Below are 16651 nucleotides of genomic sequence, written 5' to 3' on the forward strand. Positions count from 1 at the left end.
CCTATGGTTGAAAGCCGGGTTGGGAGATCATCACCAAAGCAATAGATGCCGCGATCGCGAAGCCGGTGGCGATCGGCACTGCGGTCCCCCGAATAGCCGGAACGCGGATCGAAGTCGTCACATGAAGCGGTGCCAGTATCATAAAGGCGATCGCCACGACCGTCGGAAAGATACTATCCGGTATCAAACGGCGAGCGAGGAACAGGACAGCCAGTAGTGGCGTGTCGTAGGAGACCGGAATGCCGATAAAGCGGGCGTCGTCGGTCAATCCGACATTCTCGAAATAGCTGAGCCTGATCGCACCTGCCAAAACCAGCAACGAGCTCGCTAGGAGCGACAGGGCCGTACCTTGACCAACAAGGATGATTATCGCGGCGGGAAAGACCACCCCATGAATGAGGTCGGAAAATCCATCAAAGCTCTTTCCGAACTCTGCCACGCCTGGACGACGAAGATGGCTCGTCTTGCGTGCAACGTGACCGTCCCAATGGTCGAGGAACCAAGTCCAGAGCATCGCTGCAACGCCGAGCTCAATCTTGCCGTTGAAGGCAAGGAAAAGCCCGATGACCGCAGACAGGTAGGCGAGGGCGGTAATGGCATTAGCATAGTCACGAAGATAACCGATCATCGTCTTGCTCCTGCTGCCAGCAAGATCAAAGTTGCCGCGGGAAGTATAAGGTCGCCGGGCGGCGCGAATATCCTTTCCGCCAGGCGAAGGACATCTTCGCTGTCGATTCGACCAGCGTGTATCGCTGTAATCGGTCGTCGAAAGCTGGGGTCCTCGGCGTCCACAAGGAACGCCAGGATCAACATAGGCCGTATCCGATGCCCACTCTCGACCGCCCCCTGGAGCGCCGGCGCCAGCTGTCCGCGTAATCCAACGCCGCAAAAGCGCGCCCGATCGATCCCGTTGAAGAGGCCTCTGGCTTGCAGTTCAATGGGCGTCTGGTGCATGAAGAAGGTGGCGACGGAGCCATCTTCAGCCAGCTCGACGACCGCGCCCGTCATGAATGCCTTGAAAGATGCGACAGCTGCCGCGCTCTGGATGGTTGGCGACACGGTTTGAAGCGTTATTTCGACTTCGCGTTCGAAGAACACATCGCCTTCGAGAAAGACGGTGTCGCCGGCAAGCATTGGAGTCGCGCTAGCCATAGAAAATAGCCGCTGCCGGTCCGATCGAACATGGGATTGTGGACATATTCGATGGCGACATTCGCGAAATGGTGGCCACAGGACTGCTCGAGGGCTTACTTGCGATGACCCACGACGATGGTTGCTTCACGATTCCAAGTGCGGAGAGCTGATGCCGCGCGTTGTGCAGCATTGCGCTTCCGTTCACCTCCACTAATGATTTTGGGACGGATTCCGTGTAGGGGCGCAGCCTTGAGGCGATTCCTGCAGCAAGAATCACCGCCCGTGTACCATTGAGCATCCAAGATTTCCTTCTGGTTAGGCCGCTGCGTACTTGATCTTCAGGCTGTTCAAGGTGTCAACGACCCGTCTCAGCCCCGACTCCAGCAGGTCTGGTGGAGCGCCGAAGGAGAGACGCAGGCCGTTCACGTCGCCAAAGGTGCTACCAGCAACGGATGCCACATCGGTTTCCTCCAGGAGCACTCGTGCAATATCGTCGGTTGATCGAATGGGGCCTCCAGCCGGCAGAGCGGAGACAAGCCTACTCAAATCAAGATAGAAGAAGAATGAGCCGTTTGCTCCCGGCGTGGCCACGTCGTGCAGACCAGAGAGAATGAGAAGACCAGCGTTACGAGCCCTTACCAGGCGCTGATGCATGTCCCGTTCAAAGCTGCCGTCGCTGACTTGAAGGTGGTGCAGGATCGCGTACTGCGCGATCACGTTGGCATTCGAGATCGTATGGCTCTGCAGCTTCTTGGCCGCAGAAATGATCTCCGCCGGTGCCGCGAAATAACCCAGTCGCCAACCCGTGATCGCCAGCTCTTTGGAGAAGGCGTTAACCAGGATCGTCCGTGAACGTACGCCCGGATGCGCCATGACGATCGACTCATGGCGCGAACCGGTGAATACGAAGCTGGAGTAACATTCGTCGGAAACGATCCAGAGCTGATAGTTGATTGCGAGATCGCCGATAGCTTGAAGAGTCGTTCGATCATAGACTGCGCCGGTAGGATTGTTTGGCGAGTTGATGATAATGGCTTTGGTGTGCGGCGTGACGGCGGCGCGGATTGCGCCGATATCGGGAATATATGTCGGGGGGCCAGCATCAACGAACACGGGCGTTGCGCCGGCGAGAAGAACCTGAGACGGGAATGTCGGCCAGCAGGGGCGAATAATGATGACCTCGTCACCTGGATCGAGTACGGCCAAGGCAGCGTCGAGCAGTCCTTGCTTTGCACCCGCAGTGATTACGATGTCATCCGTATTCCAACGGATCCCTGTTTCCGCCGACAGCTTTTCGGCGACTGCCGTGCGAAGCGGCGTTAGGCCGATGGAATCGGTGTATCGGTTCGTCCCCGCATTGATGGCGGCAATCGCTCCTTCGCGCACGGATGATGGTGGCTCCGTGATGACTTCGCCGGCCGCCAAGTCGATGATCTGATGGCCGGCCGCGGAAGCTTTCTTGGCTGCCTCACGGGCGGCGGCAGTGCCCGAACTTGAAACCAAAGAAATCCGGTGCGCCAACATGTGCGCTCCTCCTGAGTTGATTATCGAGTTTGTGGAGGTGATCTGCGCCGCGTGGCCGTCGGTACGATCTGCTTCGGCAGATACCGCTCTTCCGCCTGGCAAGCCCATCGCAGCCGAGGAGGTGAAGATTTCATCGAGACCGGAGACGCCTTTCTCAATACCGGCAATGCCTTCTTCCGATTGAATGCGGCCCGCATTCGAGATTGATGCCGCAGGAGAGTCGGACCCCGGCTGCTCGCAGTCTGCCAGAGAATTCACCGATCTTGGCGACGGGATGCCGATCGCCAACAAACGAGTTTATCTTCGGAAAACGCATGCCGAACTCCTTGCAGGTGCGGTTGACAGCCCGACCTTCATCGACCGATAGGTGGCATGCTTCTATCACCTAGATCAATTACCAACGTTGGTAGTTGGACGGGCGCCAACTGCAAGTCGCTATAGAATTGAGGCGGCAGTGCTGCTAGGCGCCAGTAGGAGATGGTTTGACCGTTGCTGTCATGAATGCATGAAGAACGCACGCGTTCGCCTAGTCAATGCGCCTATATGCAGTTTTCATTGCAATGAAATTCATGGTGCGAGCTGCAATCCCGTCGAGGGATCGAATAGGACAGCCGAAAGGGCCGCCGCTGTGGCTAGCCCAGGTCCCTGGAAGAGAAGGAATACGTGCGGAAGAAGAATCAGAGCACCGGGCGGCGTTCGCTGAGTCCCAAAGGTATTTCAGCATTGGAGCCTCAACTACTCTGCAGATCATACGGCGCGCCGAAGGCATTCATCTTGCCAAAATGCGCTCTGCGATGCGCAGATCTTCGGGGCTGTCGATCTCGTACCACCTGAGAGCGTCGCAACGCGCCGCTGCGAGCTTTAGGCCGCGCCTTTCCACCAGATATGCAAGAAGCTCCTCGGTGTAGGCCTGAGTAGCTCCGGAGCCGATGATATCGTCCAGCCCTGGAACGATCGTTGCCCTGAGAGTCCGCGCCGAGAATCGTAGCAGGTTCATCGTCTTGAATAGTCTAGGACCATCCCCAACAAGGTTTGCTGCGGTTTGCTTCATGCGGAAACCTGAGATCAACCCGCTATCCGACAACAGAACTGCCGACCCTTCCATCCATTCATTGAAGGGAGCTACTGCAGCCGCATCGGTCGCCTCTCCGATCATCAGGTGGCGCAACACGTTCTCCTCGAAAAAAACATCGCCCTCGAGAAGAAAGCAGTCTCCGGAAAGAAGCGCGTCGCGGGCCAGCCACAGGGAATAGGCGCTACCGGTACGGTCGAACACGGTCGACTCGACATACTTGATCTCGAGCTGGCCAAAGCGGCTGCCGCAGGCATATTGAATTGCGTCCTTCCGGTAACCGACGACGATCGTCACCTCTTCCACGCCGACGGCTTCCAGATTGCGCAGAGCGTTGTGAAGGATCGGAGTGCCGGTGACTTTGACCAGCGGCTTCGGGCGCAGATCGGTTAGCGGACGCAGGCGGGAGCCCAAGCCGGCCGCGAGAATGACGGCTTTCTTGGGAGCATCGGTAGTCATTTCATTCCCTTCCATCGTCGCGGTATTCCCGCCAAGTCATTCCCAGGCGCTGAGGAGTCGATGATCTCTTATGGTTGCTGCGGTGGCGTGAAGGCTGCCGGAGTCCCTGGAAATGCGAGCCTACGGTTCAAAGGACATAAATCAGGGTGTTCGTCGGTCGTTCCGAAAAAGAAACTAGCTCGTGGCTGTTCTTCGGTGCCTGGTCATCGGGATAAATGAACAGATCGAGCCAAGAGAGGGCAGGACTACACAGTGCGGCCGCGTAAGGTCTGTTACGCCATTTGACGACATTCCAATAGTAGCGAGGCAAAAAATGCCTCGAAAGATTGCAGTGGAGCCTGACGATAGGGCAGGCGGTTGCATGGCGGCAGTCCTTCGAGAATGAGTATGTTGTTGTGTGAATGACAAGCTATTGCCGCGGGTCAGGGGGATGGAGATATCGCGCTTCCGCACGGGAGAGTTCGTCATACCTCAACAAGTCGAAGACCTCTTCGAGCGTTGCGATATCTGGCTCAATGCTGGCAATGCCTTCCTCGGCGATAATGCGGCCGCAGACGTGCCGCATTGCCGCTATTGCAGCTCGCATGGAGTGGTTGGCCCAGATCACTGTGGAGATGCTGGCATCCCGATATTTAGAGATCGGTGTTCGATAGTATTTCGTTGGAACGATTATGACAGGAAGGCAGTTCTGCCAGGAACTCGCGAACGCGAGGATCTCGTCCGCGGTGCTCTTACGCGAGTGAATGAGGATCGCGTCGGCTCCCGCGGCGGCGTAAGCGCTAGCGCGTAGAATTGCTTCCTCCATTCCATGGCCGGCGATCAGTGCTTCGATCCGGGCCACGAGGATCAAGTCGTCCGCGACCGTATCTTTCACTGCCCGCAACCGGCCGGAGAATTCATCGATATCGGCTAGGGGATGCCGATCACCAACAAACGAGTTCATTTTCGGAAAGCAGCTGTCCTCCAGCGCAACCCCGGCAGCGCCACGCTGACGGAGTTTGCGCGCCAAGAGGCGCGCATTGTTGAAATTCCCGAAGCCGCCGTCGCCGTCAACGAGCACGGGGAGCTCGGTCGAGTCTACTATGCGCTCGACCACATCGACGATTTGGCTCCATGATGCTTCGTTGGCATCGCGGTAGCCGAGACAGCAGGCAATTGACAGGCCCGACGCCCATAGACCTTTGAAGCCTGCGCGCTTGGCGATCGCGCCAGAGAGCCCATCATGAGCTTCCATGAGGAAGGAGAGCTCGCGGTCGGAGCAAATCTCGGCGCGCAACAGTTCTGCAAGTGAGGAGTCAGCGCACCGATCAGAGCCATTGGCGAGAAAAGATTGTGATTGATCTTGCATGCCACTCCTTGCAGGTGCGTTCGACCGGCCGGACGTTCAGGGCGTGCTTCACCCAGTCTTGATCGAGGCAAGCCGCTCAGACAATCCCGCAGCCCAACCGATAGGTGACCTGCTTCTGTCATCTAGATCAATTACTAGCGTTGGTAGTTGACTGGGTCGTAACGTGTTGAAGTCGCAATAGGATGCCGCGGAAGTCGGGGCTAAGCCTAACAATCACACGATGTGCGATCGTTGGTGGCGGAAAGTCAAAGTGCACCCGTTCTACAATCGGCAGACCTCATCAGCTCAGCACTTCTTGCTCTGCTCGACGTCGAGTACGATCCGATATCTCGACGTGCTCCTGGCGATGCGAAATGTTGTCCAAGGCGAATGGGGTAAGGGTTTTGGTCCTCGTGAACGCCGCGGCCGCTCACCTTGTGTGGTACGCGACCCGCTCTCACCGCAGATGAGGGGAGAACGTGTCCCGTCTTAGGCCGCGCTCTTCTTGATCTACATCAATTAATGTCGCGGCTGCTGCAAACGGCGATGTCGCATTTCCGACATGTCGCAATTGCGTCTGATCGCCTATCGTGCCCAATCGATCGCAAATTCTCTCAAGCATTTGTCTTAACGCCTGATTTCCGCGAGCGCCGCAACTGGTACGAGCCTTGCTGTTCTCATCCCAGGTTCTCGGAACTTGTGGAGTACCGCATGCACGGTATCGTCTGCATCAAGCAGGTTTACAACGTCGCTCAGATCCGCGTGCGCCCCGTGGCCAATAACTCCATGCGCCGCCGGGACGCCGACCATTATCAACATCTACGATCTGTTCGCGCTGCGAGCAGTGCCGGAGCTGAGCGACGAGTGCGGCGCGTGCTCATCGATGGCCGTCGAGCCCTACGCAAGGCACTGACCTTCGGCACCGACCACATCGTGCGGTCATTGATTGCGTATTCCTCAGGACGGCACACTGGCGAGCAGCTATGCGTTGGCGACCGAAATCCGCAAGACTGGGAGGGAGTATGGACCGGCTGATGTCATCTTCACTAACAAGCAGACGATCGATGGCGACACCGCAAAAGTCGAGCCCGGCATTGCCAAGCAGCGGCCCGGCCTGCTGTAGCTCACCTGCGTCGCCAAGCCGGGGGCCCCGGATCTCGGCGCACCATCAAGGCGGAGGAGGACTCCATTCGTGCCGGGCTGCGATTCCGCAAACGTCAATCTCGCGTCTGCCGATGTCGTGGGCGCCGAGGGTCTTGGGCTCCGATGGGCCGAAAAGTTTCAAATGGTGCGCCAGCGCGCGGCTGTCCTTCGCGCCGAATATGGCTGCTCAGGTCCGCTGGCGCAGAAGGACTGGGTCACCTCCGTCCGGCAGATCGGTCACACCGGCAAGATCATGCGGCCAAAGCTCTCTATATCGCGGCCGGCCTTTCCGGCGCGATCCTGCATCGGGGCGGCATCAAGGGCACCGACCTGATCGTCGCCATTAGCATCGACAAGAACGCGCCGATCTTCGAATTCGCCCATATTGGCAGTGACGCGAACCGGCTGCTGGCGGCGCCGATGCTGCCTTCGTGCGCGTCTGCGGCCGCATTCGTACGTCCAGATCGCGAGCTAGAGGAGGCTGTCACGATCGAGGTCAGGTTCGACGCCATCGTGGTCGGCGCCGGGATAGCCGGCATGCCTCCGCGTTACCTATGGCCAAGTTCGACATGAAGGCGTTGCGGCCCAAGCGCGGCGAACATTCGCCCGCGCCCTGTGCCGCTGCACGATCCGGAAAAGTGGCCACCGGTTTTCGAAGGAGATCATGCATAAACAAGAGAGACTGAAGCCTTGCGCTCTAATCGTGGATACCAACTGCGGAGACTGAAACATGAATGTCGAGCCCTCAGTGTGCCTCGAAGAGAAGCTGTTCTACAACCGCAATCACATCGATCTCGGTCGTTCCCATATCGGGGTGCGCGCGCACAATGCCGTTGCCGCAGCTTCTTTCGCTCGTGAAAGCCGGCCCCGCGCTTTGCTTCGAGCCGAAAGCCAAGTGCGACGTGGAGATCGCCCTCGACGGCTTCATCGAATGAGATACCCACCGCTTCGTTGGCGAGCCCTCTGGCGACATAAAGTGGAGCTACCGGTGCCACGGTTATGGTGTGCTGTTCGAGCTTAAGTGAGAGAGGCGCTCCACCCCCGCTGCTTGATTGGCGTGCCCACGGTTTCGATTGACCTGTCCCTTCTGGGCGCCTGCTGGGAGAGGTCAACGAATTCGGGAATAGCATTTGCCGCAGCGCGCGAGCGTTCAGACTAGATGAAGAGCGGAGCAAGGGCTTCGCTGAGCGGAATAAAGCTAGACTCCGCCTAAAACACTCAATCGAACGGCGCAATAGCGGCCTCTTGGCTGCCCTCGTGAGGCGCCACATGGACTTATTTAGCTTCATCGAATGCGCGAAGCGAACGCGCTCTATTAAAGCGCTGTTCGATCTTCTTGTGAGCTGTGCGAGCGAGGAGGGCTTCAGTGAAGTCGCTTACGGAGCACTCACCTTCGCGGAGCCGCCTCGTCTACCGGAGTATCTACCGCCCGCGGTGACCGTGAACTTCCCGCCTGACTGGTGCCACCGTTATTTTGAACGCAACTACCGTGTCATCGACCCGGTGGTCCGGCGGACACCAATGCTTCCGGGGCCGTTTCTCTGGGACGAACTCGCCAAGCAATATCAACTGCAATCCGGCGAGCAGCGCGTACTGGACGAGGCCAGAGACGCAGGTCTGAAGCACGGTATGAGCGTGCCATTGTTTGGGGCATTGGGCCGAGTATCTGTGGTATCCTTTGCATCTCCGTTCGACGACGCCGATCCTCAGTATCGTATGAGTCACCTCAACACACTGGCCTGGCACTTTCATATCGCGTTTGCGGAGATCGCGCGGCCCTCGGATAGCAGCTGCGACAGGAAACTTACCCTGTCTAAGCGCGAAAAAGACTGCCTGAGCTGGGTGGCAGAGGGAAAATCGTCTTGGGAAATTGGGAAGATCCTGAAGGTCAGCGAGAATACAGTCAATTTTCATCTTAAGAACGTGATGCGCAAGCTGGGTACGACGAACCGCACCCAGGCCATCGTAAAGGCGATTCGCCTCAATCTCATTGAATTCTCGGCGGCGCCAGCGCTGGCGACTGGATGCTAACTGACCTGAGCGTGTGGCGTCCGCTCGCAGGATTCTCCATGGCATGACGATCTAATCTCGTTGAGAACAGCAGCGAGTTGGATGCCGCATCGGTATAATCACAAAAGGCCTGCGCCGGCCACCCACGAATCGGCCGCCGCCAGTTCGTGGCTGTCGCGTTTCTGACACCGCACGGCTTCTGTCAGGTTCAAGACACCTAACGTTCTCCGCGGGGTCGCAGTTGCTTTGAAGGCTAAATCAGCAGCTTAGCTCTTGCGAGCGCCACTGGCGCGGCGGTTGCTATGCAGCCATCACTGGGACAAGCGTGAGTGCGTGACATAAACAGGGACGACGCCCTCCTTGTTTGGTGCCGATGAGAGGTATTGTGAAGAAGTCAGCGATATGGGAGCTTCACCTCGTACGCAAGCTATCCGTTGCGGCCGTTGCGATGTTGGCCTCATCACAGACTAGCGCCGATGATGATTTGATGAGAGCTGCTAGGCAGATTTTCAAACCAATCCCCTCGATCATGCCTGGTGTGAAGGACAATCCGGTCACCCACGAGAAGGTCAAACTCGGCAAGATGCTTTTCTTCGATCCGCGGCTGTCAGCCAGCGAGATCATCGGCTGCAATAGCTGCCATAATCTTGGTACCCGGCGGAGTCGATGCCGGTCCGACCTCGGTCGGGCACGGTTGGCAGCAGGGTCCACGTCGGGCGCCAACTGTTTATAACGCGGTATTCAATCTGGCGCAGTTCTGGGATGGACGTGCCGCAGACCTCAAGGCGCAAGCTAAGGGACCCGTGCAGGCGCGTTTCGAAATGAACGCGACCCCAGATCATGTGCTCAATACGTTGAATTCGATGAGTGACTACGTGGTCATGTTCAAGAAGGCGTTCCCGAACGAGGCGTCGCCGGTCACCTTTGACAACTTCGCGAAGGCGATCGAGGCGCTTTGAAGCGACTCTGATTACACCCGCTGCTCCATTCGATCAGTACCTTGAAGGCGATACGACTGCTCTCAACGATCAGCAGAAGGCAGGATTGAAGCTCTTCATGCAAACGGGGTGCTCCTCTTGTCACAACGGAATCAACGTCGGTGGACAAGGCGTGATCGAAAGGCCGGGCGCAACCCTGCTTCCGGCCTCCGACAAGGGCCGATACGCGGTCACCAAGGCGGCCAGCGACGAGTACCTTCTCCGCGCCGCGCCGTTGCGCAACGTCACGTTGCGGGCCCCATACTTCCATTCAGGCCAGGTTTGGAGCCTTCAGCAAGCGGTTGGCGTGATGGGTGAAATCCAGCTCGGCATCGAGCTTAGCGATAAGGAAAAGAACGATATTGTTGCGTTTCTGAATTCGCTCACTGGGCAGCTGCCTAAGATTGAGTATCCGAAATTGCCCACGCGTACCGACGCGACGCCGCCGCCCTCTTTAGGCAGATAGTATGGTTCCTCCACCGTAGTGGGCATTGCGCGTTCTTTGAATGTAAAGGAACGCGGCGCAGGCCTTCGGCGTCTGCGATGCATGAATTCGCAAAGGCGGTGCAGGATGGGAGCAGGACACGAAAGCAAATGCCCGATCAGCTGCCCGATGAAAGCGCAGCTATGACAAAGCGTCTGATAGCACCAAGTCCAGAAGGCTATAAAGACTGACGCATATGACAGGGCTGTTGATGTAGGCAAACAGTGGCTCGGGTTGGGCCTGAATCGTCAACAGACACATACGGGTTTCTCTTGCCGTGTATCCGCGCGTTGAGCCCAAGGTCGAGGGGCATGACAATTTAACCAAGCGTTCTGCACAAAAGGGCGGCCGCAGAATACCCAGACGTCGAGCACAAGCAGTACCATACTCGTAGCAATCTAAATCGTGTGAGCGGGCTGAAAGCCGATCCGGCGCTTCCAAACGTGAGATGCGTAAGCTGAACAGTGCGTTGCGGACCGCAGAATGGAAGTAGGCCTCGGGTTGAATATCCGCGGAAGCATGGGAGGCGCTCTTGAACCGGGCAAACTGTCCGGCCGTCTGCGTGCTCATCCCCTAACCATGCATCACCATTGTGCCGGGCCGTGTCAGGTTCGCGATTGCCATTTAGCCATTCGAGTTTGGTGGTGATCACATTGAACATATTCAACCCAAACGGCTTGCAGGCAGAACGTCCTTGCATATTCCCGGAAAATACAGAACGCGGTTAAGTGACCGTTCCGCGGCAGATGAATAGCTCGAAAAAAGCCCCGGCCCGAGGGCCGGGGCTTTCGATCCGCCGTTTGACGTGAAGAGATCAGTATTTGAGAACCGGCGGGCTAAACTTGTAATTGAGCCGCAGGGTCAGGAGATCGAAATCCTGGCGGATGCGGTCGGTCGCGACCACACCAGCGGCCGTGGTGAAGTTCACGTTGGCGTCCGGCATGAACAGGTGGTCGTACTCGACGCCGACCGACCAGTTCGGCGCAAAGCCGACTTCCACACCCGCGCCGACAGCTGCGCCCAAACGCGTATTGTCGGTGCTCGCCAGCTGCGCGCCGATCAGGGTTGAGGTGACCTGATGGGTGTTGCTCGTCACCGCAGCACCGCCCTTGGCGTAAAGCAGAACGTTGTTGGAGGTGTAGCCGATCAGGCCGGTGATCAGGCCGAACGCGTCGGTCGTGCTGCGGTTAGTATTGAGGGGGAAGGTGGTGCTGACATTGGAGCCGCTGAAATCAGCCCAGTTGCCCTGACCTTCGATACCAAACACCGCCTGGCCCATCTGCTGGCGATAGCCGATCTGGCCACCCACGGTGCTACCGGTTGCATCGCTGAAGCCCCAACCGCCGTTGATGCCGATGTACAAACCGCTCCAGTCGTAGATCGCGGCCGCGACTTGCGGCGGTGGCGGCGGCGCCATATAGACGGGCTGCGCAGCGAGATCCGCGCCGAATGCGGGTGCGGCCGCGCCAAGCGCGACGATGCTGCAAGTCACAAGCAACAAGTTCTTCATTCCAGTTTCTTTCCTTTAGATGGCCCCCAGGCCGCGCGCGTCTTAGCAACGTCATCGGGGATTGCTGTAACGGCAGCGCAACACTCACCCGGAAGAAAGAGCTTGAAACTCACGCTGCGTCAGGTTGTAGGCTTGGAAATCATGATCAAATGTGCACAGCGCAAAGCGTTGATCGCGCATGGAGAGATGCGCGCCAATGCCAACATTGGAGTGAAGGGTGTTCGAATCAAGGCTCGCTGACCAAGGCGCGCGTGGGCGAGAGCAGCGACGAACTGTATCGGATCGTCTGGCTGAGTGTTGTTCTCACCTGCGGCCAGAAGGGCGCATCCCCTCGGAGCCTCTTTTGATCAAACAGCAGAGGCAACGCCGACCATCGACTTCATTCATGCAACGCCTATGGGCCCTGAAGCAGATGTCACTTACCGCGGCGCCGAAGCGACCGCTGACCAGCTACATCTCGCTGGTTTGATCACTCTTGGAGTCTCAAATGGTGTGATCGACGCCGGAACCGAGCACCAAGCGGGCCTTGCGAAGGATGCGCGGAACCTCATTCATTCCGGTAGAGCACTGCGCTCGGGCGAAGCATGTGGTAAAGCTACAGCGTGCGCCCGCTTGCTCCAACGTAAGTCGCGCCTTCGCGATAGTGACAGCGGCCTTTGCAGGTGACAGCGGTAGCACGAAACGGGTCGAAGCCGGGCCGTGTACGCAGGTGATCAGCTCCGGAACCACCAAATCGTGGATCGCGAATGCAATGGATTGTCCTTCGACGATGCAGTGGACTTCCGGCCGTTCGGACACGATATAGACCGACTTGAAGCCGATTCCGAAGGAGCCTATCTTGTTCGCTTCGTTTTCGTGGTGTTGCCGATTCCGGTGATCCCTTCGATGTCGTTTCGCTCGAACGGGCGACCGTTATGATGGAAAATGACCGCATCTTTGGTCAGCTCGAAGCGAGCCCCAGCTCGCGTCCGCGTCCTCCGCGTTCTGCAAGAGTTCGAAATGGGTCGGATCCGCGTACTTTTCGACGGTCGCGTTCCAAATGCCGCGATCAAAGTTGTTCTCATGGCTGGCGGCGACCCACCGCTCACGTCTCTCGCGCAATGCATCGAGCCATACATTGAACGTTTCCGCCATCTCAGCTCTCCACCTCGATAATTCCGGCGGAACTGATAAGGAATAAAATCGACGCGACCGGCCTGCAGTGAGTACAGGTTGGCCAAGCTTGGCGCGGCAATTTGCAGAGCGGTCAATCGAGCATTCAGCTCGTTACTGGTGGCTTGGATTGCAGTTGGTGCGAGGTCGGCCGGCTGAAGCTGGCTTGCATAGAGCATCTCCATTCGACCTTCGATGAAGACCGAATAACGGGTCTCGCGGTTGCTTGGAGTGACAGCAGTTACAACGCCAATTCGCTTTGGATCGGAGCGCAAAGCCACGGTCTCACCGACCGAGAAGCTGCCTCTCTCCGAATCTTCGGCAATGCCGTACGCTCCGCGATCTTTTCGCGAACTTTCTTCTCGAGCGCAGCAACGTCAATTCCGCTCGCGATGGCGACACGCATGATTTCCTCCGGGCTGGCGTTGAGAACGCCCTCCGCGAGAATTTCGAGTACACGTTCGTCGGTCGCCTTATGGCGCATAATCCTGAATGAAAGTCGTCGAAGAGCCGGTTCGCCATTCGTCGGCGCGCCGTGTCGTATTGGATCGCGTCTATACCAAGCGCCCGCTGCGCCTCATCGCAATCGCTATCCGCCAAGATATGCTCGAAGATGCCTAGAGCGATCGGATCCGAAGCAAGGGCGCAACGCATTCGTGAGATTAGGTCGTCCATTTCGTATCTGGTTGAAGGATCCTGTGTCTCGTCCTCGAACATCTGGTCGGTTTCGTCTTCCCTCAGAGGTTCGCGACGATCTTCCTGGCGCCACTGGCTCGCGATGCTGCGCATCACCTGTGAAAGGATTGGAGGGGCTGGTCCGAAACCGGAACACGCCCCAGAAGGTGGTTTGGAGAGCGCGGATCGTGCTTTTGGCCAGCGACGGGCTGACGGCGGAACCGATTGCGGCGGGGGATCGTCGCCATTGACCGTCCGTGTTGTTGTGTTGAGCTGTGTCTGGTTCAAGACGTCGATGTCCCAAGCCCGACAGTAAGACGGCAGCATTCCGCCAGCGCAGCGAGAGGCGCGTTGTTTCTTCAGGAAACGCTCGCAGAACGTCATTGGCACGTCGGTTGCTTGAGATGCGGGGGTGATCCGTTACGACCACGATCGCAGCCCTTGTCTAAGAGTTCAGATGAAACTTGCTCGATTGATCCAAATCAGTGCCATGCTGATGCTGCCGCGCCCGTCACATGCGTGGCCGTCGCGGGGCCTCTCATCTCCTGATGGCGCTTCGGTCTCCCGGCGAGGACAGGATTGCTCCTGCACCCGGAACTGGACGGAACGACGCCAGTCAAGAGGTGCTGCGCACCATGTTCGAGGTGATGTGCCGCGAGCCGTTCCAACAGATTGGTCTGGCGGACGTCCGCCTCCAGCTGAAGCGCGGCGATCTGACACCAGCAGCAGCGGAAAGCGCAGGCAGTGTTTTCGGAGCTGACAGGCGGCGTTCGCTCGTTGATAGGTAATTAGCCGATGCAGGACGGTTGGGAACTTCGAGAAGCAATGAGGCAACGAGAAGAGCTCAAAGCCAAGCTCTTCCGCGCTCAATCGGATGTGGCCAGGCGTAAGGCTGAGTTGACGGACCTCGAGCAGAGGATTCTGAAGAACATTGACGCTAGTACAGGGCTGATCTGCTGGTAGCAGGGTTTGCCTGTCGCTCGCGCGATGAGGCCGCCTTGGCCTGATTGTCGGATTGTGCGATCGAAAGTGGGTGCTATGCAGAAAACGATCGATAGCAAGCTCGGAGTGGGTGCGACTTCCGATGACATCCGGACAACCGCGAGTCCGGTGTCGCAATTTCGCGGGATCGATCATATTGCGATTGCTGTGCTCGATCTTGAGGCCTCAATTCAATTCTTTCGGGACGTGCTAGGTTTTGAGTTGAAGCGCCGTTTTCACATCAAGGGTCGAGCGACGGGCATGCTATCTGCTGAGTTCGAGAGCAGGGGCATCAGGTTTGTTTTGTGTCAGGGTACTGAGCCGGCTTCTCAGGTCTCAGAGCTCGTGCGGCGTCACGGCGTTGGAGTTGCTCATATCGCTCTTGAGGTCGACGACGTGGATGCTGCTGTAGAGACCCTAAAGTCTCGTGGTCTGGGATTTGACACGAATGTGATACGTGGCCCTGGACTGACACAGGCCTTCTCGAGCCGCTCCATTGAGACGGGGCTTAGCTTCGAAATCATTCACCGAGATGGAGAGAGTGGTTTCCTCGAATCGAACGTCCAGCAGCTTTTTGACCAGCTTGAACAGTCCGGCAAATATTGAGCGAAGAGGCGTACGCCCTTAGACCTCCAGTCGTGCTCGTGTTCCGACGTAGGCGTGATCTCCATAGCTCCGTCCTCCTCCAAGGCTCCATGATGGATTTCCGGTTGCAAAGTTCGGCAATGAATTTCCTGAACGAGGTCTCGAGTCGGTTTCCCTCAGCTGTCTCGCTTGCGTCTGGTAGGCCGAGTGACCGGTTTTTCGATAGACTCAACCCCCATGCGCTGTTGAATGCATTCGGTGTGTATCAAAGGTATTGGGCTGGCGATCGTGGCCAAGTATGGTCTCAGTTGTTGCAGTATGGTCGAACAGCGGGAATCATCAACGAGCTTGTTGCGCAACAGGTGCGATCCGATGAGGGGCTCCCCGCTAAGGCGGATCGCGTCCTGATCACCTCAGGATGCCAGGAAGCGCTCGCTCTCTGCCTGCCGGCGCTGTGTCCCGAATCTTCGGATGTGCTCCTGGTCTGCAATCCCACCTATATTGGAGCAATTGGTGCAGCTAATGCTGCGAGGGTGCCTATTGCAGCGTTGTCCAACTCAGCGTCTTGCGTTGCAGACGCGATCGAGTCCGCCGTTGTGCAATTGGGCCGAAATGGTCGAAGAGCTCGGGCAACATATCTTATTCCCGATTTTGATAATCCGACAGGACGCGTCCTCGATGTGGTCGCACGACGGGAGATCCTCGAAGTGTGCGCCAAACATCGGATCGTCGTTTTGGAGGACAATCCATATGGGCCATTTCGGTATGAAGGAGATGCGGTGCCTCCGATGGCCGTTTTGGATGAGGTCGGAAGTGTTATCTACCTGTCAACATTCTCCAAGACGCTAAGCCCAGCTCTTCGCGTCGGAGCAGCAATACTGCCCGATACCATCTTTGGAGACGCAGGTGCTTGCCGGACACTTTGGGAAGATCTGGTTCAGCGCAAGAGTTTCGGTACCTTGAATACGAGCCAAATTAGCCAAGCGATTGTGGCGGGGCTCTTGATCGAACAGCGGACAAGCTTACGTGGCTGGATCCGGCCGGCGCTGGATTGGTATCGTGCAAATCGCGACCTTATGTTGTGTCAGCTGGACGATGTGTTTTCGCCTTTGTCGGACCAGGTTCGATGGAATCGTCCTGCCGGCGGATTCTTTCTGACTCTCGATCTTCCTTTCAGATTTGACGCGAACACCGCGGACGAGTGCGCAACGCATTACAATGTCATTGTTATGCCGATGAGCTTCTTCGCACTGGATAACTCTCAAGACTGCCGGATCCGATTGGCGTTCAGCTCGGTTACTCCCGAGCAAATCTCAACTGCTGTGAGAGGTTTATGTCATTATGTGGCGCGGCGCGTCGGGCGGGAATTGCCCAGGCTACGCGACGGCTTGGCTGGAGCGTGAAGATGGCCCATCGGTCTCCTCCGGTGCACGCCGGCGCGCGTCTCTCGGTGGCCACACGCTCGGCGCGTCACACACGTGGAGGTTTTGTCATGGACGTGGGGTACGAACATCACGACATATGTGTGTTGGCCTCATCGAGTTGCGAACTCGGCGATTGGGGTGGGCAACGACCTGAAGCCTCACCAATAGGTTCTACCGTCTTTGTTGGTAGTGGC

At 57.6% G+C, this 16651-nt stretch carries 14 protein-coding genes and 2 pseudogenes; 8 read left to right on the forward strand and 8 right to left on the reverse strand.

The annotated features are described in order from the left end of the window. Position 1 precedes the first annotated feature (1 nt). The 6 genes from CQ13_RS31415 to aepX form a co-directional block, all read right to left on the reverse strand. The gene (locus CQ13_RS31415) at positions 2 to 628 is read right to left on the reverse strand and encodes a CDP-alcohol phosphatidyltransferase family protein (RefSeq protein ID WP_057846690.1); all 627 of its coding nucleotides are present in this window, start codon (positions 626 to 628) and stop codon (positions 2 to 4) included. Next, positions 625 to 1134 (reverse strand): hypothetical protein, encoded by a 510-nt coding sequence (locus CQ13_RS31420; RefSeq protein ID WP_156434018.1) that lies wholly within the window; start codon positions 1132 to 1134, stop codon positions 625 to 627. The genes CQ13_RS31415 and CQ13_RS31420 overlap by 4 nt, the downstream gene beginning before the upstream one ends. A 10-nt stretch (positions 1135 to 1144) precedes the next feature. After that, on the reverse strand, positions 1145 to 1432 hold the full coding sequence (locus CQ13_RS47325) for a sugar phosphate nucleotidyltransferase (RefSeq protein ID WP_156434019.1): 288 nt from the start codon (positions 1430 to 1432) through the stop codon (positions 1145 to 1147). A gap of 17 nt (positions 1433 to 1449) precedes the next feature. After that, positions 1450 to 2658 (reverse strand): pyridoxal phosphate-dependent aminotransferase, encoded by a 1209-nt coding sequence (locus CQ13_RS31425; RefSeq protein WP_057846703.1) that lies wholly within the window; start codon positions 2656 to 2658, stop codon positions 1450 to 1452. Between the two features lie 769 nt (positions 2659 to 3427). Next, positions 3428 to 4189 (reverse strand): phosphocholine cytidylyltransferase family protein, encoded by a 762-nt coding sequence (locus tag CQ13_RS31430; RefSeq protein WP_057846704.1) that lies wholly within the window; start codon positions 4187 to 4189, stop codon positions 3428 to 3430. 409 nt (positions 4190 to 4598) lie between these two features. Continuing rightward, entirely contained in the window at positions 4599 to 5468 is an 870-nt protein-coding gene (aepX, locus tag CQ13_RS31435) for a phosphoenolpyruvate mutase (RefSeq protein WP_057846705.1), read from the reverse strand. Positions 5469 to 6462: 994 nt separating this feature from the next. On the opposite strand from aepX, the gene CQ13_RS47330 reads away from it, so the two are divergent. The 4 genes and pseudogenes from CQ13_RS47330 to CQ13_RS31455 all read left to right on the forward strand — a co-directional run bounded on the left by CQ13_RS47330 (position 6463) and on the right by CQ13_RS31455 (position 10112). Then, on the forward strand, positions 6463 to 6639 hold the full coding sequence (locus tag CQ13_RS47330; protein WP_156434020.1) for a hypothetical protein: 177 nt from the start codon (positions 6463 to 6465) through the stop codon (positions 6637 to 6639). Between the two features lie 66 nt (positions 6640 to 6705). Beyond that, positions 6706 to 7134: pseudogene (locus CQ13_RS31445) on the forward strand (FAD-binding protein); the annotation flags it as partial. Between the two features lie 794 nt (positions 7135 to 7928). Beyond that, the gene (locus tag CQ13_RS31450; protein WP_057846706.1) at positions 7929 to 8690 is read left to right on the forward strand and encodes an autoinducer binding domain-containing protein; all 762 of its coding nucleotides are present in this window, start codon (positions 7929 to 7931) and stop codon (positions 8688 to 8690) included. A 352-nt stretch (positions 8691 to 9042) separates the two neighbouring features. Further along, positions 9043 to 10112 (forward strand): annotated as a pseudogene (locus CQ13_RS31455) (cytochrome-c peroxidase). An 832-nt stretch (positions 10113 to 10944) separates the two neighbouring features. Here the strand turns inward: CQ13_RS31455 and CQ13_RS31460 are convergent. Next, positions 10945 to 11640, reverse strand: coding sequence for an outer membrane protein (locus CQ13_RS31460; RefSeq protein WP_057846694.1), 696 nt, complete (start codon positions 11638 to 11640; stop codon positions 10945 to 10947). Between the two features lie 102 nt (positions 11641 to 11742). On the opposite strand from CQ13_RS31460, the gene CQ13_RS43625 reads away from it, so the two are divergent. After that, complete coding sequence (locus CQ13_RS43625) at positions 11743 to 11880, forward strand: hypothetical protein (protein WP_156434021.1); 138 nt, start codon at positions 11743 to 11745, stop codon at positions 11878 to 11880. Positions 11881 to 12552: 672 nt separating this feature from the next. On the opposite strand, the gene CQ13_RS31470 is transcribed toward CQ13_RS43625, so the two are convergent. Continuing rightward, positions 12553 to 12774, reverse strand: coding sequence for a hypothetical protein (locus tag CQ13_RS31470; RefSeq protein ID WP_057846696.1), 222 nt, complete (start codon positions 12772 to 12774; stop codon positions 12553 to 12555). A gap of 510 nt (positions 12775 to 13284) precedes the next feature. Between CQ13_RS31470 and CQ13_RS46565 the strand changes: the two genes are divergently transcribed. The 3 genes from CQ13_RS46565 (at position 13285) to CQ13_RS41765 (ending at position 16436) form a co-directional block, all read left to right on the forward strand. Beyond that, complete coding sequence (locus CQ13_RS46565; protein ID WP_283807546.1) at positions 13285 to 13413, forward strand: hypothetical protein; 129 nt, start codon at positions 13285 to 13287, stop codon at positions 13411 to 13413. A gap of 1092 nt (positions 13414 to 14505) precedes the next feature. Further along, positions 14506 to 15054, forward strand: a complete 549-nt coding sequence (locus tag CQ13_RS31485; RefSeq protein ID WP_057846699.1) for a VOC family protein — start codon at positions 14506 to 14508, stop codon at positions 15052 to 15054. 89 nt (positions 15055 to 15143) lie between these two features. Continuing rightward, complete coding sequence (locus CQ13_RS41765) at positions 15144 to 16436, forward strand: aminotransferase-like domain-containing protein (RefSeq protein WP_082637753.1); 1293 nt, start codon at positions 15144 to 15146, stop codon at positions 16434 to 16436. Positions 16437 to 16651 lie beyond the last annotated feature (215 nt).

This window comes from Bradyrhizobium retamae (assembly GCF_001440415.1).
In the GTDB taxonomy this organism is placed as follows: domain Bacteria; phylum Pseudomonadota; class Alphaproteobacteria; order Rhizobiales; family Xanthobacteraceae; genus Bradyrhizobium; species Bradyrhizobium retamae.

Bases quoted from the DNA above. Each gene is read 5' to 3' on its own strand.
- CQ13_RS31415 (WP_057846690.1), bottom strand. From the start codon at position 628: ATGATCGGTTATCTTCGTGACTATGCTAATGCCATTACCGCCCTCGCC.
- CQ13_RS31420 (WP_156434018.1), bottom strand. From the start codon at position 1,134: ATGCTTGCCGGCGACACCGTCTTTCTCGAAGGCGATGTGTTCTTCGAA.
- CQ13_RS47325 (WP_156434019.1), bottom strand. From the start codon at position 1,432: ATGCTCAATGGTACACGGGCGGTGATTCTTGCTGCAGGAATCGCCTCA.
- CQ13_RS31425 (WP_057846703.1), bottom strand. From the start codon at position 2,658: ATGTTGGCGCACCGGATTTCTTTGGTTTCAAGTTCGGGCACTGCCGCC.
- CQ13_RS31430 (WP_057846704.1), bottom strand. From the start codon at position 4,189: ATGACTACCGATGCTCCCAAGAAAGCCGTCATTCTCGCGGCCGGCTTG.
- CQ13_RS31450 (WP_057846706.1), top strand. From the start codon at position 7,929: ATGGACTTATTTAGCTTCATCGAATGCGCGAAGCGAACGCGCTCTATT.
- CQ13_RS31460 (WP_057846694.1), bottom strand. From the start codon at position 11,640: ATGAAGAACTTGTTGCTTGTGACTTGCAGCATCGTCGCGCTTGGCGCG.
- CQ13_RS31470 (WP_057846696.1), bottom strand. From the start codon at position 12,774: ATGGCGGAAACGTTCAATGTATGGCTCGATGCATTGCGCGAGAGACGT.
- CQ13_RS46565 (WP_283807546.1), top strand. From the start codon at position 13,285: ATGAAAGTCGTCGAAGAGCCGGTTCGCCATTCGTCGGCGCGCCGTGTC.
- CQ13_RS31485 (WP_057846699.1), top strand. From the start codon at position 14,506: ATGCAGAAAACGATCGATAGCAAGCTCGGAGTGGGTGCGACTTCCGAT.
- CQ13_RS41765 (WP_082637753.1), top strand. From the start codon at position 15,144: ATGATGGATTTCCGGTTGCAAAGTTCGGCAATGAATTTCCTGAACGAG.